Source organism: Pseudomonas sp. IT-P176, assembly GCF_949767245.1.
In the GTDB taxonomy this organism is placed as follows: Bacteria; Pseudomonadota; Gammaproteobacteria; order Pseudomonadales; family Pseudomonadaceae; genus Aquipseudomonas.
On record NZ_CATKPN010000049.1, the window covers coordinates 31,612 to 56,875 of the forward strand.

Annotated in this window: 15 protein-coding genes, 3 tRNA genes and 3 pseudogenes; 9 read left to right on the plus strand and 12 right to left on the minus strand. The window is 59.8% G+C overall.

The window, feature by feature from the left end; all coding sequences use genetic code 11:
• Positions 1-136 precede the first annotated feature (136 nt).
• Positions 137-1,327, plus strand: coding sequence for an MFS transporter (locus tag ACM6IP_RS14865; RefSeq protein WP_401130642.1), 1,191 nt, complete (start codon positions 137-139; stop codon positions 1,325-1,327).
• 34 nt (positions 1,328-1,361) lie between these two features.
• Here the strand turns inward: ACM6IP_RS14865 and ACM6IP_RS14870 are convergent, their stop codons facing one another.
• The 3 genes from ACM6IP_RS14870 to ACM6IP_RS14880 all read right to left on the minus strand — a co-directional run bounded on the left by ACM6IP_RS14870 (position 1,362) and on the right by ACM6IP_RS14880 (position 6,056).
• A complete protein-coding gene (locus ACM6IP_RS14870) occupies positions 1,362-3,488 on the minus strand; it encodes a TonB-dependent siderophore receptor (protein ID WP_414861757.1) in 2,127 nt (708 codons plus the stop codon).
• A 345-nt stretch (positions 3,489-3,833) separates the two neighbouring features.
• A tRNA-Leu gene (locus tag ACM6IP_RS14875) sits at positions 3,834-3,923 on the minus strand.
• A gap of 555 nt (positions 3,924-4,478) precedes the next feature.
• Positions 4,479-6,056, minus strand: a complete 1,578-nt coding sequence (locus tag ACM6IP_RS14880; RefSeq protein WP_414861758.1) for an arylsulfatase — start codon at positions 6,054-6,056, stop codon at positions 4,479-4,481.
• A 616-nt stretch (positions 6,057-6,672) separates the two neighbouring features.
• Here ACM6IP_RS14880 and ACM6IP_RS14885 point away from each other — a divergent pair.
• Positions 6,673-8,152: pseudogene (locus ACM6IP_RS14885) on the plus strand (efflux RND transporter periplasmic adaptor subunit).
• 9 nt (positions 8,153-8,161) lie between these two features.
• On the opposite strand, the gene aspT reads toward ACM6IP_RS14885, so the two are convergent.
• Together aspT and ACM6IP_RS14895 are read right to left on the minus strand one after the other, a co-directional pair.
• On the minus strand, positions 8,162-9,853 hold the full coding sequence (aspT, locus tag ACM6IP_RS14890) for an aspartate-alanine antiporter (protein ID WP_414861759.1): 1,692 nt from the start codon (positions 9,851-9,853) through the stop codon (positions 8,162-8,164).
• Positions 9,854-9,955: 102 nt separating this feature from the next.
• Complete coding sequence (locus ACM6IP_RS14895; protein WP_414861760.1) at positions 9,956-10,777, minus strand: transporter; 822 nt, start codon at positions 10,775-10,777, stop codon at positions 9,956-9,958.
• Between the two features lie 169 nt (positions 10,778-10,946).
• Between ACM6IP_RS14895 and ACM6IP_RS14900 the strand changes: the two genes are divergently transcribed.
• From ACM6IP_RS14900 to ACM6IP_RS14915, 4 genes and pseudogenes are all read left to right on the plus strand, one after another.
• The gene (locus tag ACM6IP_RS14900) at positions 10,947-13,034 is read left to right on the plus strand and encodes an alkyl/aryl-sulfatase (protein ID WP_414861761.1); all 2,088 of its coding nucleotides are present in this window, start codon (positions 10,947-10,949) and stop codon (positions 13,032-13,034) included.
• A 141-nt stretch (positions 13,035-13,175) separates the two neighbouring features.
• Positions 13,176-13,610: pseudogene (locus tag ACM6IP_RS14905) on the plus strand (DUF3313 domain-containing protein); the annotation flags it as partial.
• A gap of 161 nt (positions 13,611-13,771) precedes the next feature.
• Positions 13,772-15,067 carry an OmpP1/FadL family transporter gene (locus ACM6IP_RS14910; protein WP_414861762.1) on the plus strand — a complete coding sequence of 432 codons (1,296 nt, stop codon included), beginning with the start codon at positions 13,772-13,774 and terminating at the stop codon, positions 15,065-15,067.
• A 70-nt stretch (positions 15,068-15,137) separates the two neighbouring features.
• Positions 15,138-15,269: pseudogene (locus ACM6IP_RS14915) on the plus strand (integrase); the annotation flags it as partial.
• 92 nt (positions 15,270-15,361) lie between these two features.
• On the opposite strand, the gene ACM6IP_RS14920 reads toward ACM6IP_RS14915, so the two are convergent.
• From ACM6IP_RS14920 to ACM6IP_RS14950, 7 genes are all read right to left on the minus strand, one after another.
• Positions 15,362-15,448, minus strand: a tRNA-Leu gene (locus ACM6IP_RS14920).
• Between the two features lie 193 nt (positions 15,449-15,641).
• Positions 15,642-15,715, minus strand: a tRNA-Cys gene (locus ACM6IP_RS14925).
• Between the two features lie 225 nt (positions 15,716-15,940).
• Entirely contained in the window at positions 15,941-17,287 is a 1,347-nt protein-coding gene (locus tag ACM6IP_RS14930) for a glutamine synthetase family protein (RefSeq protein WP_414861763.1), read from the minus strand.
• Positions 17,288-17,310: 23 nt separating this feature from the next.
• Positions 17,311-17,868, minus strand: a complete 558-nt coding sequence (locus tag ACM6IP_RS14935) for a helix-turn-helix domain-containing protein (RefSeq protein ID WP_095169638.1) — start codon at positions 17,866-17,868, stop codon at positions 17,311-17,313.
• A 25-nt stretch (positions 17,869-17,893) separates the two neighbouring features.
• Positions 17,894-19,183 (minus strand): NAD(P)/FAD-dependent oxidoreductase, encoded by a 1,290-nt coding sequence (locus tag ACM6IP_RS14940; protein WP_414861764.1) that lies wholly within the window; start codon positions 19,181-19,183, stop codon positions 17,894-17,896.
• A gap of 82 nt (positions 19,184-19,265) precedes the next feature.
• Positions 19,266-21,104 carry an amidohydrolase gene (locus tag ACM6IP_RS14945; protein WP_414861765.1) on the minus strand — a complete coding sequence of 613 codons (1,839 nt, stop codon included), beginning with the start codon at positions 21,102-21,104 and terminating at the stop codon, positions 19,266-19,268.
• Between the two features lie 90 nt (positions 21,105-21,194).
• A complete protein-coding gene (locus ACM6IP_RS14950; protein ID WP_320334326.1) occupies positions 21,195-22,238 on the minus strand; it encodes an AraC family transcriptional regulator in 1,044 nt (347 codons plus the stop codon).
• Positions 22,239-22,414: 176 nt separating this feature from the next.
• On the opposite strand from ACM6IP_RS14950, the gene ACM6IP_RS14955 reads away from it, so the two are divergent.
• From ACM6IP_RS14955 to ACM6IP_RS14965, 3 genes are read left to right on the plus strand one after another with little or no spacing between them, the layout of a single operon-like run.
• Positions 22,415-23,599 (plus strand): acetyl-CoA C-acyltransferase family protein, encoded by a 1,185-nt coding sequence (locus ACM6IP_RS14955; protein ID WP_095169635.1) that lies wholly within the window; start codon positions 22,415-22,417, stop codon positions 23,597-23,599.
• A gap of 14 nt (positions 23,600-23,613) precedes the next feature.
• Positions 23,614-24,465, plus strand: coding sequence for a 3-hydroxybutyryl-CoA dehydrogenase (locus ACM6IP_RS14960; protein ID WP_095169739.1), 852 nt, complete (start codon positions 23,614-23,616; stop codon positions 24,463-24,465).
• Positions 24,452-25,060 carry a TetR/AcrR family transcriptional regulator gene (locus ACM6IP_RS14965; protein WP_095169634.1) on the plus strand — a complete coding sequence of 203 codons (609 nt, stop codon included), beginning with the start codon at positions 24,452-24,454 and terminating at the stop codon, positions 25,058-25,060. Before ACM6IP_RS14960 ends, ACM6IP_RS14965 begins: the two co-directional genes overlap by 14 nt.
• Positions 25,061-25,264 lie beyond the last annotated feature (204 nt).

Consider the following 25,264-nt stretch of genomic DNA (forward strand, 5'->3'; position numbering starts at 1 on the left):
GGCATCCTTATTCATGACTAAATCGTCATATATGTATTGAATTATTGCCTATTTTTCTTTTCTCCGCCAATGAGCACACTGCCGAGTAGCGCCCCACAAGGGGCTGAGACAACTCTCGATTTGAGGAATTTGATTGATGCGTACGACGACTACATCTGCTTCAGCCACGAGTACGGAGGCTTTGCCTATCGCGGCACTGCTTGCCTTGGCGATGGCAGCCTTTATCACGCTGTTGACCGAAATCATGCCGGCCGGACTGCTTTCCTCCATCGCAGGGGGCTTGAACGTATCCGAAAGCTTGGCCGGTCAGTTCATTACTGCCTACGCGGTAGGGGCACTGGTCGCTGCCATTCCAGTGACAACTCTTACGCAAGGCATGCGGCGGCGTCCTTTGCTGCTGGTCGCGATCCTTGGGTTTTCGGTTGTCAATCTCGTCACCGCGCTTTCCGATAGCTATAGCATCTCATTGGTAGCGCGCTTCTTTGCTGGCGTCTTCGGCGGCATTGTTTGGTCGTTGCTAGCTGGCTATGCGGTTCGTATCTCACCGTCTCACCTCAGCGGCCGGGCGATTGCGATATCCGGCGCCGGCGCAACCATCGCGTTGGTGTTGGGCGTACCGCTGGGGGCGTTGCTTGGCCGAGCCATTGGCTGGCAAGGTGCTTTTGGCCTGATGACTGTCCTGGCACTGTCGCTCATCGTATGGATAATCGCCGTGGTTCCGGACTTTCCCGGTCAGACCAGGGAGCAGCGCCAGCCACTTACTGGAGTCTTTCTAAAGACTGGCATTCGTGCCGTGCTGTTTGTGGTCTTTACCTTCGTTGTCGCCCACAACATTCTCTATATCTACATTGAGCCCCTCCTCGAACCCTCGGGCTTGTCTGCGGATGTCGATATTGTTCTGTTCGTCTTCGGAATAGGCTCAATCATTGGCCTGTGGTTCGTCGGCTCAATGGTTGATCGCCGACTGCAACTCCTTGCTGTTGCAAGCATCGTGGCCTTCGCCTGTGCTTCCCTGCTACTTGGTCTTTGGGGCGACCTTCCAGGGATGGTTTATTCTTGCGTCGTGATCTGGGGATTGGCCGTTGGTGGGTTTGCTACGATCACCCAAACGGCATTGTCTCGTTTTGCCGGCGAGTCGGTCGATGTCGCGCAATCCATGTATACCACTGGTTGGAACACCGCCGTTGCCGCCGGCGGTATCGTCGGAGGTATTTTGCTTGATGGAACAGGCTTGGCGTCCTTTGCATGGGGTGTTATCGGGCTTCTCCTTCTCTCGTTGCTAGGCACGATTCTCGCCATGAACCGGGCGTTACTGCGAAAAGCCTAAAACGCCAACGCTCAAGACCGCCTATTCAATCGAATCACAAAGTGTAGGAAATACCGACCTGCACTGTTCTCGGCGCCCCTGGATAAGCGTAAACGTTGCCGAACGCCCCCTCCTCATAATCTTCATCCGCCAGGTTTTTCACATCCAGATTAAGCCTGACCCTGTCGTTCACCTTGTAGTAGCTCAGCAGGTCGACCACCGTGTAGCTACCCATCGAAAACGCTGTGTTGGCGGTCTGCCCTGCGCGCTCATCGACGTACTTGAACCCGGTGCCAAGCCCCAGACCCTTGAGCGCGCCATCCTGGAACTCGTAGACATTGAGCAGGCTGAAGCTGTTCTGCGGGATGTTCATCAGCCGGGTGCCGGATTCGATGACGTTGTCCTTGGTCACTTGCGCATCGACATAGGCGTAGCCGCCGATCACCCGCCATTGCGGGGTCAGGTTGCCGGCGATGTTCAGGTCCAAACCACGGCTGCGCACCTCGCCTGCCGCCACGCTGAACGTCGAGTCCACAGGATCGGTGGTGAGTACGTTGCGCTTTTCGATCTGGTAGATCGCCGCGTCGACACTCAATTGACTGTCCAGCGCTTCCCACTTGATACCCAGCTCATAGGACTTGCCCTTTTCCGGTTCGAAACCACCGCCCTGGCGACTGGCACCGGTATTGGGCTTGAACGAGCGCGCCGTGTCGGCATAAATCGCCACGGTATCGGTTAGGTCATAGGTCACACCAACGCGCGGGGTCACGGCATTGTCGCTGGCCTCCCAGCTTCTGCCGGCCGGCACGAAGGTTTGGTAGGCATGCTCGAAGCGTTCGAAACGGGCTCCGGCCAGGACGCGCAAGCGCTCGGTCACGGCCACCTGATCCTGGATGAACGCGGCGTAGGTCTTGAGGTTTTCCTTGTCGTTGGTCGGGGTGCGGGTCAAGGCTGGACGCGGCTGGCCATACACCGGATTGAAGATATCGATCGGATAGGCACTGGCGTCTCCGCTGGAGCGCTGGATGATCGACTGGTAGTCGTAATCCTCGTACTCGACGCCGGTCAGCAGGGTGTGATCTAAACCGCCTGCGGTGAAATGTCCGGTGAGGTTGAGTTGGGTGTCCTTGTCCGTCCACTCCAGCTTGCGGTAATTGAAGTTACGGCCCAGGGTGCGCCCGTCCGAAGCCACACCGTTGGCTTCGACCGCATTCCCCGCCAGGGTCCCGTCGAGCCATTGGAATCCACCGCCCAACGTCCAGTTATCGCTCAGCAGATGCTCGAACCGCAGCTGCGCCATGTTGTTGTCGTTGTGCAGTTTGCCAACGTCTTTTTCGCCGAAGAAGGTGTCGCGCGAGGCCGTGCCGATCTGGTTTGGATAGCGCGTCAGGCCACGGTCGAGCGGGTGATTGTTGCGCATGAAATCGCCTTCGAAAATCACCTTGGTCTCGTCGGTGGCCTGCCAGGACAGCACCGGGGTCACGCCGTAGCGTTCGGTTTCGACATGATCGCGGAAGGTATCACCGCCCTCACCCACCACGTTCAGGCGATAGGCCAGGCGGCCCTCTTCGTCCAACGGGCCGGAGGCGTCCAGCGTGCCGCGCTGCATGCCCTGGTCGTCGAGTTGGCTCCCCAGGGTCACAGTGGGCACGGCCAGGGGCTGCTTGGAGATGACGTTGAAGGTGCCACCTGGATCGCCTCGGCCATAGAGCATGGTCGCCGGCCCTCGCAGCACTTCCAGTCGCTCGATGATGTTGGCATCGGGCATGTTCGGATAACCACGGTTGATCGGGAACCCGTTGCGATAGAACTCCCCGGTGGTAAAGCCGCGCACGGTAAAGGTAGTCAGCCCCTGTCCGCCGAAATTGTTGGCCCGCCCCACACCACCGGCGTAATCGAGAGCGTCCTGCAACCTTGTCGCACTGATGTCCTCGACGACATCCCTGGTGACCACGCTGATGGACTGTGGCGTTTCGTGGATCGAAGTGTCGGTGCGCGTAGCGCTGGCCGACCGCGTCGCGCGATAACCGTCAACTGGCCCAAGGGCGGTTTCAAAATCTGCTGTGCCAACGATGTCAGTCGCTTGCAACTCCAGACTGGCTTTTTCAGTTGTGGCTTCTTCTGCCCAGGAGGACACGGAGAATGCCTGAAGCACGCAGATGGACACCAGAGTACGACGCATCTAGTAAACCTTGAGAAAATAGCCAAATGGGAGGGCATACATGCCAATAAATCGCGGCGTATGGTATACCTCACAGCAATATATTGATACGTATTCGCATTTGTATTTTCTGGATGCTACCTACGGGTGCACACATCGCTGATCAAGGAATTCCAGAACACCTCGCTTGCAGACCCTATGACGTGAAAAGGGTCCTCAAAGAGCCCTTTGGAAATCGTTTCAGATTTACTTGGTCAGCCAGGACTGGACGGTCGCAGAAGGCATTAAAAGTTTTAATGAGCTTTTTTCTCAACCAGAAACGAACAAGGGCCTGCGCGATAAAATCACGCAAGCCCTTGATATATATGGTGCCGAAGCCGGAATCGAACCGGCACGCCCTTACGAGCGGGGGATTTTAAGTCCATATTTTTCTATTTATAAATCAAATACTTAGGCTTACTACTTTTCCGCATTTCACAAATTTTTTGTTCGTTTAAAGCCAGTAAAATCAGCACCGCAAAATAATTTGCGGAATGAACTCCGCGCGTCTGGGGTATCCGCATTCGGCCAAGGCAGGCAGAGGGAGGTCGATCCGTTGACGTGACTTTTGCTAGCGAGGTTCAGCTAGTCCTCTTACATCACGAACTCCGAGAACACCCATACCAGGTCACTCTGAAGCGAACGTAGCCATAGCAGATATTCTCACACTGCTGTTGCACAAGCTGTGGCGCTGGGAATGTGGCCGATAACGCAATGGAGGCAATGGAAACGCTGTGCGAGGCGTCACTGACGCCATGCGGCTGCGGCATTTATACGAACAGCAGTAATCGGCCAATAGTTGCCTGTCGCAAAGCAGCTAACCGCTTTCCAACTTTCGTCAAATCTGCCCATCAACCGATCAACGATTGTTTATCTATAAAAAAACCTTCTCTCTTGATTAAACAACCAAAAGAGAAGGCGATTTTTTTGGCACTGAAGAAGCTGTCCTGTATGTCCGGCTACACTCCACTGCTACTTCGCTTGAGCCTTCATTTTCTCTTCAATTTTTGCATCTACCGCCTTGCGGATCTGATCGATACTGAAGCTGGCCGGAGCCTGGCTAGGAGGGTAGTCAACGAAGGTTTGCAGGAACGCTGCCGACTTCATCACCGCTATCTCAGTCAGGTAAACGTTCTTGGTAGCCCAATCGTAATACTGGTCGGAAACCACATCAGCACGCTCATACGGGTCCATTCGCAGGTTGAAAATCTTCGGCACGCGCAGGCATACGAACGGTTCGCTCCAAACCTTGAAACCACCGGGAGCGCGCTGTTCGCAGAACACGGCCTTCCAGTTATCGAAACGCATCGATACCAGCACGCCATCGTCGTTGAAGTAGTAGAACTCCTTACGCTCGCTCTTAGGCGCCTGGCCGGTCAGATAAGGCAGTTGGTTGTAGCCATCGAGGTGCACTTTGAAGTTAGTGCCGCCCGAGGTCGGTGCCCACCCCTTGAGCAACTTATCTTTCACCTCGGTATCGCCGGCTGCTGCAAGCAGCGTCGGGAACCAGTCCATGCCCGAGAACATCTCGTTGGACACTTCGCCAGCCTTGACCTTGCCCGGCCAGCGGATCATCGCTGGTACGCGATAAGCGCCTTCCCAGTTGGAGTTCTTCTCGTTACGGAACGGCGTGGTTGCCGCGTCCGGCCAGGAGAACTGGTTCGGGCCGTTGTCGGTGGTGTAGACGACGATGGTGTTGTCCGCAATTTTCAGATCGTCGAGAGTTTTCAGCAGTTTGCCGACGTCGCCATCGTGCTCGATCATGCCGTCCGCATACTCGTTGCCGGGCATACCGCTCTGGCCCTTCATCGACTCACGCACGTGGGTGAACAAGTGCATGCGGGTGGTGTTCATCCAGACGAAGAACGGCTTGTCCGCCTTGGCCTGTTTCTCGATGAACGCCTGGGCGGCGGCGGTGGTTTCGTCGTCGATGGTTTCCATGCGCTTGGTGTTCAGCGCGCCAGTGTCCTCGATCTTGCCATCGGCAAAGCTGTGAATCACCCCGCGCGGAGTAAAGGCCTTGGTAAACTCAGGATTGTCCTTGGGCCAATTCGGGCGCTCAGGCTCCTCTTCGGCGTTGAGGTGGTAAAGGTTGCCGAAGAACTCGTCAAACCCGTGGGCAGTCGGTAGGTACTCGTCGCGGTCGCCTAGGTGGTTCTTGCCGAACTGACCGGTAGCGTAGCCTTGGGACTTGAGGGCCTGGGCGATGGTGATGTCACGCTTTTGCAGGCCGACGGTCGCACCCGGCAAGCCAACTTTCGACAGCCCGGTACGCAACACGGATTGGCCCGTGATGAACGAAGATCGCCCTGCGGTGCAGCTGTTCTCCGCGTAATAGTCGGTGAACATCATGCCTTCTTTGGCAATGCGGTCGATGTTCGGCGTCTTGTAACCGACCACGCCCATGGAATAGGCGCTGATGTTGGTCTGGCCGATATCGTCGCCAAAAATCACCAGAATGTTGGGCTTCTCTGCGGCTGTTGCTGATGCTGCCATCACCGACGCCGCCACCAGGGCAAACGCCGGTAACCATTTACTTAAATTAGTCATACCTACAACTCCTTATAGGACAGGGTCTCGTTGCTGACTAAAGCGTTGCCACTACTTTGCGCTGCTGAATCTTAGGCGCGATGCCAGTTTCACCATAGGACACTTGTGTATTTTTGCCTTGATGAGGCGTAGCTGAATTTGAGAGTCGCCATACCCTCGTATAGTTGGGAGCAGCCATGTACTTGTTTGACATGATTTTTATGCGCAGAGAGCAAGCGATGTCTCGACTCAATTAAAAAATCAATCAACCGAGAAGGCTTTGATAGCCAGAGCGCATAGACATAAATTGCAAAATTTTCGAGCTAGAGAGAGCTAACCTTGCCAGCCACTCAGTGGGGTTGGTCAGATAGCGCCTGACAAAGCGAGTTGATCAAACACTAACTCACTCAAAGAAAATTGCTCCCTTCAACAAACGATAGACTGTCTTTCCTGCGAGTTTCTAATGGGGCGGTGCAGCCCTGAACGACAGGAAAATATCGGCCAATAGTGGCCGCTAAACTGCGCATGCGCGCCTCGGCCTGCACGGCACCGCCAAGCTCTATGGCGGGCGAGTGATGCTCGGTTATTACTTGCTGCGAAGGCCGCTGGCGACGCTGCGGGCGTGGAGTGGCTGGTGATGAACGACCCCGCAGACCTGCCCCTGCCGCCCCTGCGTGAAGACCTGCGCCTGAGCGAAGCGGCCAATGGCAGCGACGGCGAACCGGCCTGGGTCATCCAGGACATTGTGATCAACCGCTTCTACCGCATTGGCTGGCTGGAATTCGAGTGCCTGTTGCGCTGGGGCCAGTCGCCACGGCAGATCAGCGAGCAGATTGCCGAAGGCACCGCGCTCAAGCCTGTGGTCGAACAGATCCTCGACTTCCGCCAGTTTCTGGAACAGCACCAGTTGCTGCGCTCCGGCCCCGAAGCCCTGGAACGCTTGAAGCCAAGGGCGAACAGGGCAACTGGCTGAGCTGGCGCTGGTGGTTGCACCACTAGCTGTTTTTCCGCATTCCGCTGCTGCACCCGCAACAGCTCCTGCAACGCCTGGCCGGGATGCTCGGCTGCTGGTGACCTTTGCCATCGTGACCTGGCTATATCGCCTGGTGCTGTTCCTGGGGATTGCCCTGGCGGTCTACCTGTTCTTCTTCAAACTGTTAGGGATCATTTTGTTCATGGTCGAACTGTCCTGGTTTATCGCCATGCCGGTGGTGCGCGAACTCAGCCACTGGTGGCAACATCGCGCGAGCGTCCCGCCCCGGCGCAAAGTGCTGTTTTATGCGGCACTGGCACTGTTGCTGATCGGCCTGGCAATGCCTTGGCACAGCCAGATCGACGCAGTGGGCGTGGCCCGCGCCGAGCAACAGTTGCGGGTCTACGCGCCCTACCCCGCGCGCCTGCAATCAATCCACCCTGAAGGTGTGGTCAAGGCCGGGGAAACCCTGATGGTGCTCGACGAGCCGGACATCGCCTCACGCCTGCGCAGCAGTGAAGCCAACGCGCGCAGCTACGAAGCACGGTTGTCCGGGCTGCTGGCCGATCCCGGCGGCCTCGCCGAAGATGCGGTGACCCGCCAGCGCCTCAACGTGCAATTCGAGGAAGCCCGGGCCGCCCGTTCGGAAATCGCCCGGCTCAATCTGCAGACACCCTTCGCCGGCGTCTGGCTGGATGTCAATCCAGACTGGAATGCCGGCCAGTGGATCGGTCGCCAGGAGCCCATGGGCATCCTGATCGATCCGCGTAGCTGGCAGGTGGATGCCTATGTCGCCCAGGATCAGGTACACCGCCTGGCTGCTGGCGATCGCGTGCGTTTCTACCCGGACGGCCAGACTACGCCGCTTGGCGGGCATGTGCTGCAGATCGGCAGCACCCGGGCCAGCCAGCTGTCTCACCGCATGCTGTCTTCGCGCTATGGCGGGCCAGTGCCGACCACGAGCGCAGAACACTCGCTGATTCCCAGTGCGGCGCTGTTCCAGGTCTTGATCCAGCTCGACGAACCCTTGCCGGCGCTGCGCGAAACCCGTGGCCACCTGAAGATCGAAGGCGAGCGCCGCAGCCTGTTGGCAGACGGCGCTACCCATGTGATGGCGGTGTTCATGCGCGAGAGTGGTTTCTAGGCCAGCCCTTCAACCGGCCACCACAAACACGATAATCGGCCCGCACACCGCCAGCAGCACGTTGGAAATCGCGTAGCAGACGGTAAAGCCGATCACCGGGGTGTTGCTGCCGGACTGCTCGATGATCTTGTTCATCGACGCCGCCTCGGTCTGCGCCCCGGCCAGGGCACCGAACAGGATCATCGGGTGCAGGCGCAGGATGTAACGGCCAAAGTACAGGGCCACCAGCGGCGGCACAATCGTCACCACAGCGCCAGACAACAGCAGTGCCAGGCCCTGCTCGCGCATGGCGGCGAACGCCGCCGGGCCCGCGAGCAAACCGACGACCGCACCGAAGGCGGTCAAGCCGAACTCGGAGAACGCCCATTGCGCGGCCGGCGGCAATGCGCCGATTTCCGGGTGGCGCGAGTTGTACCAGCCAATAAACAGCGCGGCGACCAACACGCCACCGCCGATGCCGAGTTCCACCGGGATCATCCCTACATGCGTGGACAACAACCCCAGCAATGAGCCCAGTACCATCCCCAGCGTATGCACGGCAATATCGCTTTTGTAGTTGCTCTCACGAATCCGCCCCAAGCGCTTGGCCAGTGCCTCGACGCTGGCGGTGCGGCCAGTCAGCTTAAGCACGTCGCCCCGACGCAATACGGTATTGGGCAGCAACGGCAATTCGTAGCCTTGGCGGGTAATGGAGATGATAAAGCAGCCCAGGCGCCGAGTATTTTCCAGCCGGGATTTGGCCTGGTGAATGGTCTTGCCGGCAAACTCCGGTGAAGTCAGGACAATATCGACCTCGCGGGTCGGAAACGAAAGCGAATCGGCATGGTCGATCTCCGGCCCCACCCACTGCGACAGCGGGCCGACGACTTCACGCAAGGCGTAGACCCCGACGATGTCGCCGGCCTTGAGGGTCAAACCTTCATCACGCTCGATAATCAGACCATCGCGTACTACCCGTTCGATGGTCAGAGACTCGTGCACTTTTTCAAAGTCGGCAATGCTCAGTCCATTTGCGGCACTGTAGCCCGCCACCTGATGCGCGCGCACCACCATGCGTGTGTAGGGTACGGTGATCGCGTCCTCGTCCTTGGCAATGCCCAGTTCCAGCTCGAGTTCCCGCGCCGAAGCTCGCAGATCCACGCCTAGCAGCTTCGGCGCGATGCTGCCGACAAACACGATCAACCCGATGGTGCCGAACAGGTAGGTGATGGCATAGGCAATCGCCATATGGCTGTTGAGCTGTGCCTTGGCCGCGGCATCGATCGCCAGTTGATTGATCGCACTGGTGGCCGTACCCATGATCGCCGTGTCGGTGAGCGCCCCGGCACCGAGCCCGGCGGTGAAACCGGCATCGAAGTGGAATATCGCATTCATCAGCAAAATCGAGCCCAACGCGGTTGCGCACAGCACCACGCTGAGCACCACCAGCTTCAGCGTACCGCGGTTGAGGCTGCCGAAGAATTCCGGCCCGCTCTTGAAGCCAACCGCGTAGATAAACATCACAAAAAATACCGACTTCAACCCCGTCGGTACTTCCAGGCCGATCTGGCCGATCAGCAGTCCCATGAGGAGAGCGCCCGCCACCGACCCCAGGTGAAAACTACCGATACGAATACGACCAATGAAGACGCCCAGTGCGATCGCCAGGAATACCGCAATTTCCGGTTCAGTACGCAAGGCATGAAGCAGAAACTCAAGCATGACGCGAACTCCCTTCTATAGCTCTCGGAGCGGTTGCTCGGCCAATCGCGAACGACCAGCCCGACGAGGGTCCATTGTTCACCCCTTCTTGTCGCACCAGTCTCAGCGTGGAAACAACAAGGTCACGGCGAAACGAAAGCCCCAACCCTCGGGGCCATCATCCGGACTGTCGAGCCAGTAACGTGGTCCGGCTTGCACCGTTAATGGCTGACCGCCGATTTTCAGGAGTTGGGTGACCGTCAGGTTGACGGGCACAGACCATTCGCGTGACTGCCAGTTGTAGGTGGATTCGGTGTTCACCCCGTACGTCGTAAGGGTACTGGTGGTGTAAGAAAGGAAGGGTTGCAGGAAGGTCTGGTTGACCTTGTCCTTGTCGTCCGGGGGGCTGCCGTCCAGCCCCCAGATATGGTTGGCAAGTATGCCGTGAGTCCAGCCATTAGCTTGTTTCAACGCAACGGCAGTCGGGCCGATCCCCCACTGCTCGCTACCCAGCAATTCATCACTGCCAGTGGGAATCAGGATTGCCGGGCCGACGCCGAGTATCCAGCCACTGTCCGTGGGCTTTTTCGGCGAAAAGAAAAAGCTCTGGGTGATATCGCCGACCCCGGATTTGTCCGCCGCGCCATTGGGTGCCAGGCCGTGTTGATCGATGACGGGCAGGATGGTCCGCGAAATCAGGTTCCAGTCATCGTTAAGGGTAAAGGGCAGCACCGGCTGGATATTGGTCACGCTGTGCATGCCCTCACCGGTCGGCCCCATTTTCTGGTCCCAGTTGTACTGCACCGGCAGGCTGTACATGGCCGCCACCGGGTTGAGGGCTTTTTTGGCTAGTTCTGCCGAATCCTCGGCCTGGGACAGGGGCGCGACGCACAACCAGGCAACCAATGCCGAAAAGGTGTAACTCCATCGCTCTTTTAAATCCATTGCTCATCACCTGTAGTCGACAAAAGCGCAGCAAGAGACAAGCGTAGGCAACAGTGAGCAATGTGCAATTTTTCTCAAGGAGAGGTGCATTTGGGAAACATTTTTTTCGCTGGAGCTATCTAATCCAAACTCTACTATTCGAAATTTCCTCGATTCCTACTAGTTTTATTTGAGCCCGCCGCTACCACTTTTGGTACGGCTCATTGCTACTAGAGGGAACTTGAAGATGAATCACGAGATGACATTGAAGAAGCTCGCCCGCTATCAACATGAGGGGCGCCCCTTCAAAGTAGCGGGAACCCTTTGCTCACTCGTTGCAGCCATTGCACTGGCCACTCAAGCGGTTGCAGCCGATGCCGAGAAAGCAAAACCCGCCTCGGAGTCGACCAAAGCTGCTAACAGTGCGCTGCTCAAGGAACTGCCATTTAACGACAAGACATCCTTCGAGCTGGCGCACAAAGGCTTCATTGCGCCCCTACCGTCGACGGTCATCAAAGGTGCGTCGGGCAATGTGATCTGGGACCCGGCGAAATACTCATTCATCAAAGAAGGTGAGGACGCTCCGGACACCACTAACCCCAGTCTCTGGCGGCAGTCCCAACTGATCAACATCTCCGGCCTGTTCGAGGTTACCGACGGTATTTATCAGGTTCGCAACTACGACCTATCGAACATGACCATCGTCGAGGGCAAGGACGGCATTACCATCTTCGACCCACTGATTTCCGCCGAAACCGCGAAGGCAGCACTCGATCTCTACTACCAGCATCGACCAAAAAAACCCGTCGTGGCGGTGATTTACACCCACAGTCACGTTGACCACTACGGTGGTGTGCGCGGTGTAATCAATGAAGAAGATGTGAAAGCCGGCAAGGTGAAGGTTTATGCCCCCCTTGGATTCATTGAGCACGCAGTTGCCGAAAACGTCATGGCAGGCACGGCCATGAGTCGTCGTGCCAGCTACATGTACGGCAACCTACTGCCTCCCGCTCCGACCGGTCAGTTGGGTGCAGGACTGGGCACCACCACCTCAGCGGGCACAGTGACGCTGATCCCACCAACCGACATCATCAAGACCACTGGCGAAACCCATGTCATTGACGGCCTGACCTATCAGTTCCTGTATGCGCCAGGCAGTGAAGCGCCGGCCGAAATGCTCTATTACATCAAGGAGAAGAAAGCGCTCAACACCGCCGAAGACTCCACCCACACCCTGCACAACACCTACTCGTTGCGCGGCGCGAAGATCCGCGAACCACTGCCCTGGTCAAAATACCTCAACGAGGCGCTCAAGCTGTGGGGCGACGATGTCCAGGTGATGTATGCCATGCACCACTGGCCAGTCTGGGGCAACAAGGAGGTGCGCGAGCAACTGTCCTCGCAGCGCGACATGTACCGCTACATCAACGATGAAACCCTGCGGATGATCAACAAGGGCTACACCATGGTCGAGATCGCAGAGCAGTTCAAACTGCCCAAAACGATCGCGAACAAATTCTCCAACCGTGGCTACTACGGTTCGGTGAACCACAACGTCAAGGCCACCTATGTGTTGTATCTGGGCTGGTTTACCGGCAACCCGGCGCAATTGCATGAGCTGCCACCGGAGGAAGGTGGCAAACATTACGTCGAGATGATGGGTGGCGAAGAGGCCGTGCTCAAAAAAGCCAAGGAGTACTTCGACAAAGGCGAATATCGCTGGGTTGCCGAGGTGGTCAACCATGTGGTGTTCGCCAATCCGAACAACCAGGCGGCGAAGAACCTGCAAGCCGATACCTTGGAGCAATTGGGTTACCAGGCCGAAAGCGGGCCATGGCGCAATTTCTACCTCACCGGTGCCAAGGAACTACGTGAAGGGGTGATGAAGCTGCCGACCCCGGATACGGCCAGCCCAGATACCGTGCGGGCGATGGATCTGGATTTGTTCTTTGACTTCCTGGCCATGCGCTTGAACGGGCCAAAAGCCGAAGGCAAACGCCTATCGCTCAACTTCGACTTCACCGACCTCAAGCAGAAATATTCGTTGGAGATGGAGAATGGCGTGCTCAACCACACCGAAGGCGTTGAAGCCAAGGATGCCGATGCGAAGGTCACCCTGACCCGCGACACGCTGAACAAAATCGTGTTGAAAGAGACCTCACTGAAAGATGCGATGGCCTCGGGTGATATCAAGATCGACGGGGCGCAAGGCAAGCTCGAGGAACTGGTGTCCTACATGGACAACTTCGATTTCTGGTTCAACATCGTGACGCCGTAACACATCAACTTTTAAGGGGGTTTTGCCCCCCATAAAACACGTTCTCAGAAGGCGGCAGCGCTTCAAAAGCTGCCGTCATTCTGACTTGCCGACGACACTTGTTTTGCCTTCACAGATCCCTCTGGAGCTTTTATGAAGATGGCAACCGAGAAAATTCCCCAGAGCACCCTTAATGGCATTACTCAGTACTACGATCAAACCTTGAAAAATGCCTTTTCCAGAGAGCTTCCGCTCGCCACCGGCCCCGGGCCAGGTGTATTGGTCGTGCGACCGGCCATCACGGCCGTCAGCGCCAAAACCAAGGGGCTGCGCCCTTACGAGATTATCCCGATCGCCCTGGTCGCTGCCGGAGTCAGTGCGGCGACCGGCATCCGCGATCGGGACACCAGCCTGGCCACAGAAGCCGCGTTTCTCGATGGTGGCGACAACAAGGTAGTTGCCAAAATGGTTCGCAAAGGTGCGGGGACTGATCTGGAAAATTCCTCAGAGGTGGTGCAAGCCAAAGACTTCAAGGCGGTGCTCGATGTCTGGGCGCAAGACATCGTCAGGTCGTACAAACAGCTAAAAACCAAGTAATGCCCTAATCCGACCAACAGGATTGCCTGACGAAATCTCTCTGCAGCACATGACGCGTTCTGTGAGGTAAGCGCAGTCCTGTTGGTCGTTTTCCCGTTGGTATAGAGAAATTTGGTAACAGACCTTCCCTTCGTGCCTGAGGGTCTCGCAGAGGACGCGCTATGTATCGAAACGACCAGACTCCCCGGTTTCGCTTATCTGCATTGGCTTTTAGCTTGAGTCTGCTCACTGGTAATGCCTGGGCCGGTGGCATCCTGATTTACGAGGCTGGACAGGAAGGTAACGGCCTGGCCAACGCGGGTGCCGCTGCGCTGGCGACAGACCCCAGCGTGCTGATGAGCAACCCGGCCGGTCTCACTGAACTGGCGGGCACCCAGATCAGCGCCAATGCGCAGGTCATTCTTGGCGACCTGGGTTTCTCTCGCGACGGTAACAACCAGTTCGACGGCAATGAAGGCGGCAATGCCCTGCAATACCTGCCAGGCGCCAGCTTGTTTATCAGCCATCAGATTGATGAGCGCACGGCCGTCGGCTTCGGCATGTACGGCAACTTCGGGTTGGCCCTGGATTACGACGATGATTGGACCGGCCGTTATTTCAACCAGGAGGCTGCAATCATCGGCATGTCCTTCCAGCCCACGTTGGCGCACAAGTTCACCGATGACCTGTCCATCGGCATTGGCCCTCGTATCATGTATGCCTATTACCGTAACGAGACAGCGATCAACAACAACCTGCTCGGGTTGCGTGATACTCCTGATGGCCAGCTTGAGTACAAGGACACCGATGTCGGCACAGGGGTCAATCTCGGCTTGCTCTACAGATTGAGCGAACGCACCCAGATTGGCCTCGCCTACACCAGCAAGATCGATCTGGAATTCAAGGACAGTCCGAGCGTGCGCAAGGTCGACAATCCAATCACCAACGCCGCTTTGCGTCGTCTGGATGTCGACTCCCTGGAGCTGGACATGTCGGTGCCACAGACTGTGCTACTCAGCATCGCGCACGATCTCGACCCGCAATGGAAGTTGCTGGGCAGTCTCGGCTGGCAGGACTGGAGCGAGTTCGGCGACATCGGTGTAGAGGTCGACGCCAATGCCGCCGACGTCAGCCGTACTGCCGACCGCCAATACAAAGACACCTGGCATGCTTCTGTCGGGGCGCAATACCAGGCGACCTCAAAGCTGCGCTGGAGCATGGGTCTTGGCTATGACAGCTCGGCGGTGGACGACAAGGATCGCACCGTGGACAACCCCATGGGGGAAGCCTGGCGCTTGGCCACCGGGGTCAACTACAAGGTCGATGAGGGGTTGGACTTGCATGCGGCCTACACCCTGGTCTGGATGGGTGACATGGACGTCGAACAAACCAAATCACGCTCGGGAGACACACTTTCAGGCACCTATCGCAATTCGGCCCTGCACATCATTGGCGGCGGAGCCACCTGGCGCTTTTGACAGGATATGTTCACAGCTTCAGGTATACCTTGAATCAAGCTCCTTTGGGATTTCCCGCCCGCATTTTCTCGCAGCAACAGATAAGGAGGAATCAACAGGCAACATACGCGAAGCCCGCGATCAATTGGGGCATACAACCGTAGGGATGACTGAGCAATACATCAGAATGCGCAAAGGCATGAAGGTGACACCCGCCAGGTGACGAGTGGCGGGAATTGCGGACCAATCCAGTAATTGCGGACCAGAAACGAACAAGGGCCTGCGCGATAAAATCCCGCAAGCCCTTGATATATATGGTGCCCGAAGCCGGAATCGAACCGGCACGCCCTTACGAGCGGGGGATTTTAAGTCCCATGCGTCTACCAGTTTCGCCATTCGGGCGGTAGCGCGGTGTAGCGGTCAATCACGACTTGAAGCCAACCAGTCGTTTTTGCTACTAGTGCGACAGGGGAGGAAATATATACACCCCTACCCTGCTAAGCAAGTTCATCCAAGGCAAATCCAGGACAAAACATTGCGCACCAGCTTAAATAAAAAAGCCCTGTAGATCGTTGATCTACAGGGCTATTTATAGTGGAGGCCGAGGTCGGAATCGAACCGGCGTAGGTGGATTTGCAATCCACTGCATAACCATTTTGCTACTCGGCCTCAAACGTCGGATGCCTGAAAAACAACACCAAACGCAAACAAACTGGAGAAGGAAACTAGATTTTCATCTACTCCCAACCCTTTGAAATCTAAAGGGTTTTTCTCGTTCCCTAAGCAGGAATGGACGCAATTCTGGACTGCTTCCGATGTCCTGTCAAGGACGCAAAGTAAAAAATATCAAGGTTTTCAATTCCCTGGCCCGGGGCGAGCCGGGCCAGGGGGTGATTATAGGTACCAGCGGTATTCCCGTGCGCTTATTTCCTGTTGGAAGGCCAAGTGGTCCTGGCGCTTGTTTTCGCAGTAGACGTCGACGAACTCGGCGCCCAGCCCTTCGCGCAGTTGTGGCTGGTGTTGCATCTGGCGTACGGCCTCGAGCATGTCCAAGGGGAAGTCGATGCCACTGTTGCGGTCTTCGTTGAGCGGCGGGATGGGTTCGCGGCCAGCGTCCAGACCCTGCTCCAGGCCGACCAGGATCGCGGCCAGTACCAGATAGGGGTTGGCGTCGGCACCGGCCAGGCGGTGTTCGATGCGCAGGTTCTTGGCGTCGGATTCAGGGATGCGCACGCAGGCGTCGCGGTCCTCGAAGCCCCAACTGGCGCGGGTGGCCGCGTTGACGGTGCCGCCCAGGCGGCGGTAGGCGTTCTGGTTGGGGGCGAAGATCGGCATGCAGTGCGGCAGCAGTTCCAGGCAGCCGGCGACGGCATGGCGCAGGGCCTGTTGCTGGTTGGCCGCCAGCAGGTTCTGGCCAGCGACGTCGTACAGGCTGACGTGCACATGCATGCCGCTGCCGGGATGTTGCAGGTACGGCTTGGCCATGAAGCTGGCGCGATAGCCGTGCTTGAGGGCCACGCCCCGGGTGCTGCGGCAGAACAGTGCGGCCCAGTCAGCGGCTTGCAGGCCGTCGTCAAGGTGGCCGAAGTTGATTTCGAACTGGCCTGGGCCCAGTTCAGCGGTGATCACCGTGGTGTCGATGCCCTGGATGCGGGCGGCCTCGACCATTTCATCGAGTACCGGGGAGAAACGCGACAGGCGCTCGATGTGCATGTTCGGTTGATCGTCGGTGTCGTCGGTCAGGCCGTCGCGGGGGAACTGCGGCAGGCCGTCACGCAGTTGCTTGTCGAACAGGTAGAACTCCAGCTCGAAGGCCACCACCGGGTGAATGCCTTTGCCGCGCAGGCGCTGCAGCACCTGGGCGAGGACTTCCCGGGGTTCGAATTCGATGGGCTTGGCGGTGCCGTCGGAGGTGATCAGCATCTGCCCCAAGGGCTGGGACTCCCAGGTCACGGGTTTGAGTGTGCCCGGTACCAGGCGCCGCACGGCATCCGGGTCGCCGTCGTGGAAGCAGTAGTCACCGATCTTGAACAGGCCACCCTGCACACCCAGTAGCACGCAGTTCTGCGGCAACTTGAGGGCCGTGCCGGCGGCGACTTTTTCCAGCATGTCGATCGGATAGCGCTTACCGTAGAAGTGCCCCGGAATGTCCAGGGAGATGAGGTCGACATAACGCACCTCAGGGTAGCGTTGGCGAAAAGCCCGTACTTCGGCCAACAGATCAGAGCAGGCAGCGTCCATCTTCAAGGTTCCCGTTGTAGTGATCAGGTGTAAACCCACAGCACGCGCGTGAGTTGGTCAGTGAGGTTGCCGTAGCGGCAGCGGGTGTGGCTGTCGAGCTGGAAACTGTCGCCGGCCAGCAAGGTGACGGGCTCGTCGTCCTCGTCCAGCCACAGGGTCAACTCGCCTTCGAGCACGTAGCCGCCCTGCTCCGAGCTGTCGCTCAGGTGCCGCTCACCACTGTTGGCCCCGGCCTCCAGGCGGCTTTCGAGCATCGAGAAGGTGGCGCGCATTTTCGGCGAGACCAGGATGTCGGTGATGCCGTTGGCGTAGTACAGGGTGCGGCGCTCATCCGGCCGGGTGACCCACGGCAGGACCTTGGGCTTGGGCAGGCTGTAGAAATAGGTGGTCGGCACCCCCAGGGTCTCGCTGATCGCCGTCAGGTCAGCCACGGTCGGGCGGGACAGGCCACGCTCGACTTGCGAAAGGAAACCCACGGAACGCTCGATCTTGTCCGCCAGCTCCTTGAGGGTGAATTTCTTGTGCTTGCGCAGGTCGTGGATCAGGATCGCCAGCGCGGCAATTTCTTCTTGCTTGTTCATGCCTGGAATTCCGGAAGAGGATTGATCAAATGCTGTCGCGCAGTCGGTACCAGGCCTTGCCGATGGCTTCCAGCGGCGCGGCCAGGTATTTGCCGCCGGGAAAACTGTCGTTTTGCAGGCCCTGGTACAGGGCCAATTCGTCGGCCTGGCCGAGGACGGCTGCCGATACCGCGCGGGCGGCGGCCAGGGTTGGCAACACGCCGTGTCCCGAATAGCCCTGCAGCCAGTAGAGATCGCCGCGCCGGCCGATGTCCGGGGTGCGCTTGAGGGTCAGGTCGATGTGCCCGCCCCACGCGTACTCCAGCTCGACGCCCTGCAACTGCGGGAACACCCGCTCGAGAAACGGCCGGGTTGCCGCGCCGATGTCCCTGGGCATGCCGCCCAGGTAGGTGCAGCCGCCACCGAACAGCAGGCGGTGGTCCGGGGTACGACGAAAGTAATCGAGGACAAACTGGTTGTCGGTGACGCACACATTGCCCGGCAGCAACGCCCTGGCCAGTGCCGGCGCCAGCGGCGCGGTGGCGACCTGGTAGGTGCCCACCGGCAACACGCAACTGGCCAACTGCGGATCGAGTCGATCGAGGTAGGCATTGCAGGCCAGCACCAGCACATCGGCGCGCAGGCTACCCTGCTCAGTCTCAACCACGTAACGATCGCCCACCTGGCGGTAGCTCAGGGCCTTGCTTTGCTCGTAGATGCGACCGCCTGCGCTTTCGATGGTGGCGGCCAGGCCCAGGGCCAGTTTCAACGGGTTGAGGTGCCCGCCTTCGGGATCGAACAACCCGGCCTGGTAACGCTCACTGGCGACCCACTGCGGCAACTGTTCGCGGGGGATGAATTGCAGGCCATCGTGACCCCACTTGTGGCTGGCCTCGTGCTGCCACTCGGTCAACAGGCTGACCCGCCGCGGCATGACCGAGGTCCACAAATGTCCGGGGCGATAGTCACAGTCGAAACCGTGGCGGGCCGGCAGTTCACGCAACTCCCGGGCGGCCCAGCGCATGCTGTCCCACAGGCGGCGCGCGCGCTCATGACCGAGCGCCGCTTCCAGGGGCGGCATGTCGCAGGACCAGCCGAGAATCGCCTGGCCGCCATTGCGTCCGGACGCGGCCCAGGCCACCCGGCTGGCTTCCAGCACCGTCACGCGCTTGCCGGCCAGGGCCAGGCGCAACGCGGTGTGCAGGCCGCTGAAACCGGCACCGATGATCACCACCTCGGTGTCCTGCTCGCCCGCAAACACCGGTCGTTCCAGCAATCGATCGGCGCAACTGTGGGCGTAGTAGCTGGCGACATGTTGTGTGGATTGCTGAAACATCTGTCTACCCATGAAATTATGTTTTTATAATTTCATGAAAAACTACAGCATAATTTTCATTAACGCAATCGCCGGCCAGCCCTCAAAAGGCAAAACACGAACAACCGAAGGCGCCCCAGAATCCCTGGAAATCACTCACCGGGACGTTCGACAGCCGCGCGCGCTGGTGACCATGGGCATGCACGCCACAAGGTCCGCGGCACTGGTGCACCTGGGCCTGCAGCGGCGCAGCCGGGCGCCAATGCCCCGGGACCTTGACCACCGGCGACCAGTCCGGGGTCACCGGCAAGGTGGGTGGCGCGAGCCGCTGAAAATCCCCCGCCGCGTGCACCACCTTGCCGCCGACCACCGTCAGCAGCGACTCGATCCACTTGATCGCCTCGTCCTCGACCGTGAAATAGTCCGCCGTCAGCGCCACCAGGTCCGCCAGTTGCCCGACCTTGATCTGGCCTTTCTTGCCCTGTTCCGAGGAGAACCAGGCACTGCCGTGGGTGTACAGTTCCAGCGCGGTGTCCCGGGGCAGCCCTTGCGGGTACAGCGCCAGCCCGCCCACCGTGCGCCCGCTGACCATCCAGTACAGCGAGGTCCAGGGGTTGTAGCTCGACACCCGCGTGGCATCGGTGCCCGCCCCCACTGGCACGCCCTCGGCGAGCATGCGCTGGATCGGCGGGGTCAGCTCGGCGGCCTTGGCGCCGTAGCGTTCGACGAAGTACTCGCCCTGGAACGCCATGCGATCCTGGATCGCGATGCCGCCGCCGAGCGCCCGCACCCGCTCGATGTTTTTCGGGCTGATGGTTTCGGCGTGATCGAAGAACCATGGCAAGCCATTGAACGGTATATCCCGATTGACCTTCTCGAACACGTCGAGCATGCGCGATATCGATTCGTCGTAGGTGGCGTGCAGGCGAAACGGCCAACGTTGCTCCACCAGATGCCGCACCACCGGCTCCAGCTCCTGCTCCATGGTCAAGGGCAGGTCCGGGCGCGGTTCGAGGAAGTCCTCGAAATCCGCCGCCGAAAACACCAGCATTTCCCCGGCGCCGTTGTGGCGCATGTAATCATCGCCCTGGTGCAGGCTGACGCTGGCGGTCCAGTGTTTGAAGTCGTTGAGCTCCTCCTTGGGTTTCTGGGTGAACAGGTTATAGGCGATGCGGATGGTCAGTTGATCCTTGGCCGCCAGCTCGTTGATCACCGCGTAGTCGTCCGGGTAGTTCTGGAAACCACCGCCGGCATCGATCGCGCTGGTGACCCCGAGGCGGTTGAGTTCACGCATGAACTGGCGGGTCGAGTTGAGCTGGTATTCCAGCGGCAGTTTCGGCCCCTTGGCCAGGGTCGAATAGAGGATCATCGCGTTGGGCCGGGCCACCAGCATGCCGCTCGGCTCGCCATTGGCGTCACGCACGATCTCGCCGCCGGGCGGGTTCGGCGTATTGCGGTCGTAGCCCACCACCCGCAAGGCCGCGCGGTTGAGCAAGGCGCGGTCGTAGAGGTGCAAGACAAACACCGGCGTATCGGGGGCGGCCCTGTTCAATTCGTCGAGGGTCGGCAGGCGTTTTTCGGCGAACTGGAATTCGTTCCAGCCACCCACCACCCGTACCCACTGCGGGGCGGGTGTGCGTTCGGCCTGGTCCTTGAGCAGGCGCAAGGCGTCCACCAGCGACGGCACCCCTTCCCAACGCAATTCCAGGTTGTAGTTCAGGCCGCCACGGATCAAGTGCAAGTGCGAGTCGTTGAGCCCGGGGATCACCGTGCGCCCCAGCAGGTCGACCACCTGGGTGCCCGCGCCGCGCAGGGCCATGGCCTGGGCGTCGTTGCCGACCACCACGAACCGCCCGTCCTTGATCGCCACCGCGCTGGCCCGGGGCTTGGCCCGATCCACTGTGTGCAGGCGACCGTTGTGCAGAATCAGATCGGCAATCACGTTATTCATCACAGGCACTCCCCAATCATGGCGACTTTCAACAGTAGTTGAACAACGCCCAGGGCATGCTGGATTACTCAGCCGAGACGATCACCGGTCATGCTCGTCCACCGCCGGCAATGCCTGCGCACCCTGGAACCGTGCCCGATAACGCCCCGGGCTTTCCCCCGTCCACTTCTTGAAGGCGCGGTGAAACGCGCTGGGCTCCTGGAAGCCGATCTGCTCGGCAATCGTGGTGATGCTGGCCTGGGTGCGGCGCAATTGTTCGATCGCCACCGCGCGGCGCACTTCGTCCTTGATCTCCTGGAACGCACAGCCTTCGCGCTCGAGCTTGCGCCGCACGGTGCTGGGGCTCAGGTGTTGCTCGCGGGCAAAGGCTTCCAGGGTCGGCCATTGGCTGTAATCGCTGTTGCGCAGCCGCTGATGGACCTGCGCCGCCAGGCCGTGCTGGTTGCGGAAGCGAATCACCAGCCATTGCGGGGCACTGCGCAAAAACGCCTTGAGCGACGCCAGGTCCTGGGTCACCGGCAGTTGCAGGAAGCGGCTGTCGAACTCGATTTGCGTGCGTGCCGCGCCAAAGGTCAGGTTGGCGCCCCAGAGCAAGGCATCGTCGTCCAGGGACAGACGCGGGTGCTGGAAGTCGGCGCGGTCGATGGCGATCCGTCGTCCGCCCAGCCAGCACAGCAGGCTGATCATCAGCACCAGGAAGGTCTCTTCACCAAAACGCGCCAGCTCAACGCTGTGCGCCTGGGTCTGCAGGCTGATCAGCGCGCGTTTGCCGCGCACCGTCAGGGTGCCGCGAAAGTCCCGCAGGAACAGGGCAAAGTTGGCCAGGCACTGGCGCATGGCTTTTTCCAGGGTCGGCTCCTGGATCAGCGCCCGGCAGATCAGGGCGAAGCTGCCGGGTGGCATGCCGTGGGAATCGAGGCCGAAGAACTCGTCCTGCAACTCACCAATCTGCGCCAGCCACAACGCGGCAAACGCCGAGGCCGGGACCCGCGCCGCCGGCTGCTCCAGCAGTTGCGGATCGATCCCCACTTGGCGCAGCACCGCGTGCAGGCGCTGTGGGTCCGCGCGCAAGGCCTGGATCATCGGGTACACGAAGTACACCGCTACCGAATCCGTCTCCCGCATGTATTTCCCTGGCTCCCGATCATCTGAACATGGCAAAAAACGCCACCACCCTTGCGCAGTTTTGGCATAGGCGCCGCGGCGCGGCTGACTCTAGACTCAGCGCCATAAACCAGCCTCCTCCAGCGCCGCCCATATTACGTGAGCCGCGCGCTGCCCACGATACCCAGGGAACATTCATGAAGCCTTCCGATATTTTTGTCCTCAGCGCCGTCCGTTCCGCCATCGGTGGTTTTGGTGGTTCCCTCAAGGACGTTTCGCCGATCGACCTGGGCACCGCCGTGTGCCGCGCCGCCATCGAGCGCTCGGGCCTGGCCCCCGAGCACATCGGCCACACCGTGATGGGCCACGTGATCCCGACCGAAGCCCGCGACGCTTACATCTCCCGGGTGATTTCGATGAACGCCGGCCTGTCCAAGGAAACCCCGGCCTTCAACGTCAACCGCCTGTGCGGTTCCGGCCTGCAAGCAATCGTCAGTGCCGCCCAGAGCCTGATGCTCGGTGACGCCGGCGCGGCAATGGCCGGTGGCGTGGAATCCATGAGCCGTGGCGCCTACCTGCTGCCGCAGGCACGTTGGGGCGCGCGCATGGGCGATATCCAGGGCATCGACTACATGCTCGGCGCCTTGCATGACCCATTCGCCGGGATCCATATGGGCATCACCGCGGAGAACATCGCCGAGCATTTCGGCATCAGTCGCCAGGCCCAGGACCAACTGGCCCTGCTCAGCCAGCAGCGCGCTGCCCACGCCATCGCCGAAGGGCGTTTCGCGGGGCAGATCGTGCCGATCGAGATCGCTACCCGCAAAGGCACCGTGACCTTTGCCACCGATGAACACGTGCGCGGCGACGTCAGCAGCGAACAGCTGGAGCGCATGAAGCCGGCATTCAAGAAAGACGGCAGCGTCACCGCCGGCAACGCCTCGGGCCTCAACGACGGTGCCGGCGCACTGATCATGGCCACCGGCAAAGTCGTGCAGGAACAAGGTCTCAAGCCGATGGCGCGGCTGGTGGGTTACGCCCACGCCGGTGTCGAGCCGTCGATGATGGGCCTGGGGCCGATTCCCGCGACCCGCCTGGTGCTCGAGCGCGCCGGCCTGACCGTGGCTGACCTGGACGTGATCGAGTCCAACGAAGCGTTCGCCGCCCAGGCCTGTGCCGTGGCGCAGGAACTGGGCTTCGATCCAGCGAAGGTCAACCCTAACGGTTCGGGGATTTCCCTCGGTCACCCGGTAGGCGCTACCGGCGCGATCATCGCCACCAAGGCCATTCACGAACTGCACCGCGTGCAGGGCCGTTACGCCCTGGCAACCATGTGCATCGGCGGCGGCCAAGGCATCGCCGTGCTGTTCGAACGCGTATGAGCAAGGACATCGACATGAATCTGCAGCACATCGGCGTGATCGGCGCCGGCACCATGGGCAACGGCATCGCGCAGGTCTGCGCGGTGGCAGGCTTGCAGGTGACCCTGATCGACATCGCCGAGAGCGCCTTGCAAAAGGCCCTGGCCACCGTCGGCAAGAACCTCGATCGCCAGGTAGCCAAGGGCAGCCTGAGCCAGGAACAGAAACTCGCGGCCCTGGGGCAGATCCGCACCAGCACCGACTACGCCAGCCTGCACGGCGTGCAGATGGTGATCGAGGCCGCGACCGAGAACCTCGAGCTGAAACTGCGCCTGTTGCAACAAGCTGCGGCCCAGGTCAGCGCCGAGTGCGTGATTGCCTCCAACACCTCGTCGTTGTCGATCACCCAGTTGGCGGCCAGCGTCAGCCACCCCGAGCGGTTCATCGGCCTGCACTTCTTCAATCCGGTGCCGGTGATGGCGCTGATCGAAGTGATTCGTGGCCTGCAGACCAGCGACGCGACCCACGCCCTGGCCCTGGACATGGCCCAGCGCCTGGGCAAGACCGCGATCACCGCGGGCAACCGTCCGGGGTTTGTGGTCAACCGGATCCTGGTACCGATGATCAACGAAGCAGTGCTGGTGCTGCAGGAAGGCCTGGCCAGTGCCGAAGACATCGACGCCGGCATGCGCCTGGGCTGCAACCAGCCCATCGGCCCGTTGGCCCTGGCCGACCTGATTGGCCTGGATACCTTGCTGGCGATCATGCAAGCCTTCTACGACGGCTTCAACGACAGCAAGTACCGCCCGGCCCCGTTGCTCAAGGAAATGGTCGCGGCCGGCTACCTGGGTCGCAAGACCGGACGCGGCTTCCATGTCTACGACTGAGCGCTGCTCACGCTTTGCCCAAAGCCGGGACAAGGCCCTGGAGCTGTTCGCCAGCAAGGGCTTTGGCCAGGTCGGCATGCGTGAACTGGCGGCGTACCTGGGGCTTACCCCAGGTTCGCTGTATCACCACTACCCGAGCAAACAGCACCTGCTGCTGGATTTGATCGAAGAATTCTACGAAGAACTGCTGGCCACCCTCACCCGCATCGAACGGCGCTCGCGCACCTCCCAAGACCGCCTGTTGCCGCTGATCCAGGCACACCTGAAACTGCATCAGGACATGCCCTGGCACTTTCGCCTGGTGGAGCGCGACAGCAGTTGCCTGAACGATGACCAGCAAGTGCGCGTCCGTCAGTTACAGCAACGCTACGAGCAACAACTGATGCGCATGCTCTGCCCCGCGATCCGACTCGGCGACCAAGCCCTGCTGGCCGCCGGACACACCATCGCCTCCCTGCTCAACAGCGCCCCCGGCTGGCTGGGCCAACACCCCCTGCCCCCCCGCGAGCGCGACCGCCTGCTGCACAGCCTGTTGGTCGGCGCCATCGAACGCATCCTGGCCGACAACACCCCACTACAAGCCAACGTCGCCTGAGGGCTCCACAGGTTTGGCGGGTGTATGGATAATCTGCGAACGACCTGGATTAATGTGAGAGCGGGCGCCCGCTTGCGGCGCCTGCTTGCGGCGCCCGCTTGCGGCTTGCCCGCGATGGCCATAGGTATCTACACAACCTTGTAGCGGCCTGTGGCGATGGAGCTTGCTTGCGTGGCGGCCTCTGGGGTGGTGTTGGATTAGGCG

Coding starts and splice junctions, on each gene's coding strand:
- ACM6IP_RS14940 (WP_414861764.1), bottom strand. CDS start 19,183: ATGTTTCAGCAATCCACACAACATGTCGCCAGCTACTACGCCCACAGT.
- aspT (WP_414861759.1), bottom strand. CDS start 9,853: ATGCTTGAGTTTCTGCTTCATGCCTTGCGTACTGAACCGGAAATTGCG.
- ACM6IP_RS14880 (WP_414861758.1), bottom strand. CDS start 6,056: ATGACTAATTTAAGTAAATGGTTACCGGCGTTTGCCCTGGTGGCGGCG.
- ACM6IP_RS14910 (WP_414861762.1), top strand. CDS start 13,772: ATGTATCGAAACGACCAGACTCCCCGGTTTCGCTTATCTGCATTGGCT.
- ACM6IP_RS14895 (WP_414861760.1), bottom strand. CDS start 10,777: ATGGATTTAAAAGAGCGATGGAGTTACACCTTTTCGGCATTGGTTGCC.
- ACM6IP_RS14965 (WP_095169634.1), top strand. CDS start 24,452: ATGTCTACGACTGAGCGCTGCTCACGCTTTGCCCAAAGCCGGGACAAG.
- ACM6IP_RS14950 (WP_320334326.1), bottom strand. CDS start 22,238: ATGCGGGAGACGGATTCGGTAGCGGTGTACTTCGTGTACCCGATGATC.
- ACM6IP_RS14865 (WP_401130642.1), top strand. CDS start 137: ATGCGTACGACGACTACATCTGCTTCAGCCACGAGTACGGAGGCTTTG.
- ACM6IP_RS14870 (WP_414861757.1), bottom strand. CDS start 3,488: ATGCGTCGTACTCTGGTGTCCATCTGCGTGCTTCAGGCATTCTCCGTG.
- ACM6IP_RS14960 (WP_095169739.1), top strand. CDS start 23,614: ATGAATCTGCAGCACATCGGCGTGATCGGCGCCGGCACCATGGGCAAC.
- ACM6IP_RS14930 (WP_414861763.1), bottom strand. CDS start 17,287: ATGGACGCTGCCTGCTCTGATCTGTTGGCCGAAGTACGGGCTTTTCGC.
- ACM6IP_RS14935 (WP_095169638.1), bottom strand. CDS start 17,868: ATGAACAAGCAAGAAGAAATTGCCGCGCTGGCGATCCTGATCCACGAC.
- ACM6IP_RS14955 (WP_095169635.1), top strand. CDS start 22,415: ATGAAGCCTTCCGATATTTTTGTCCTCAGCGCCGTCCGTTCCGCCATC.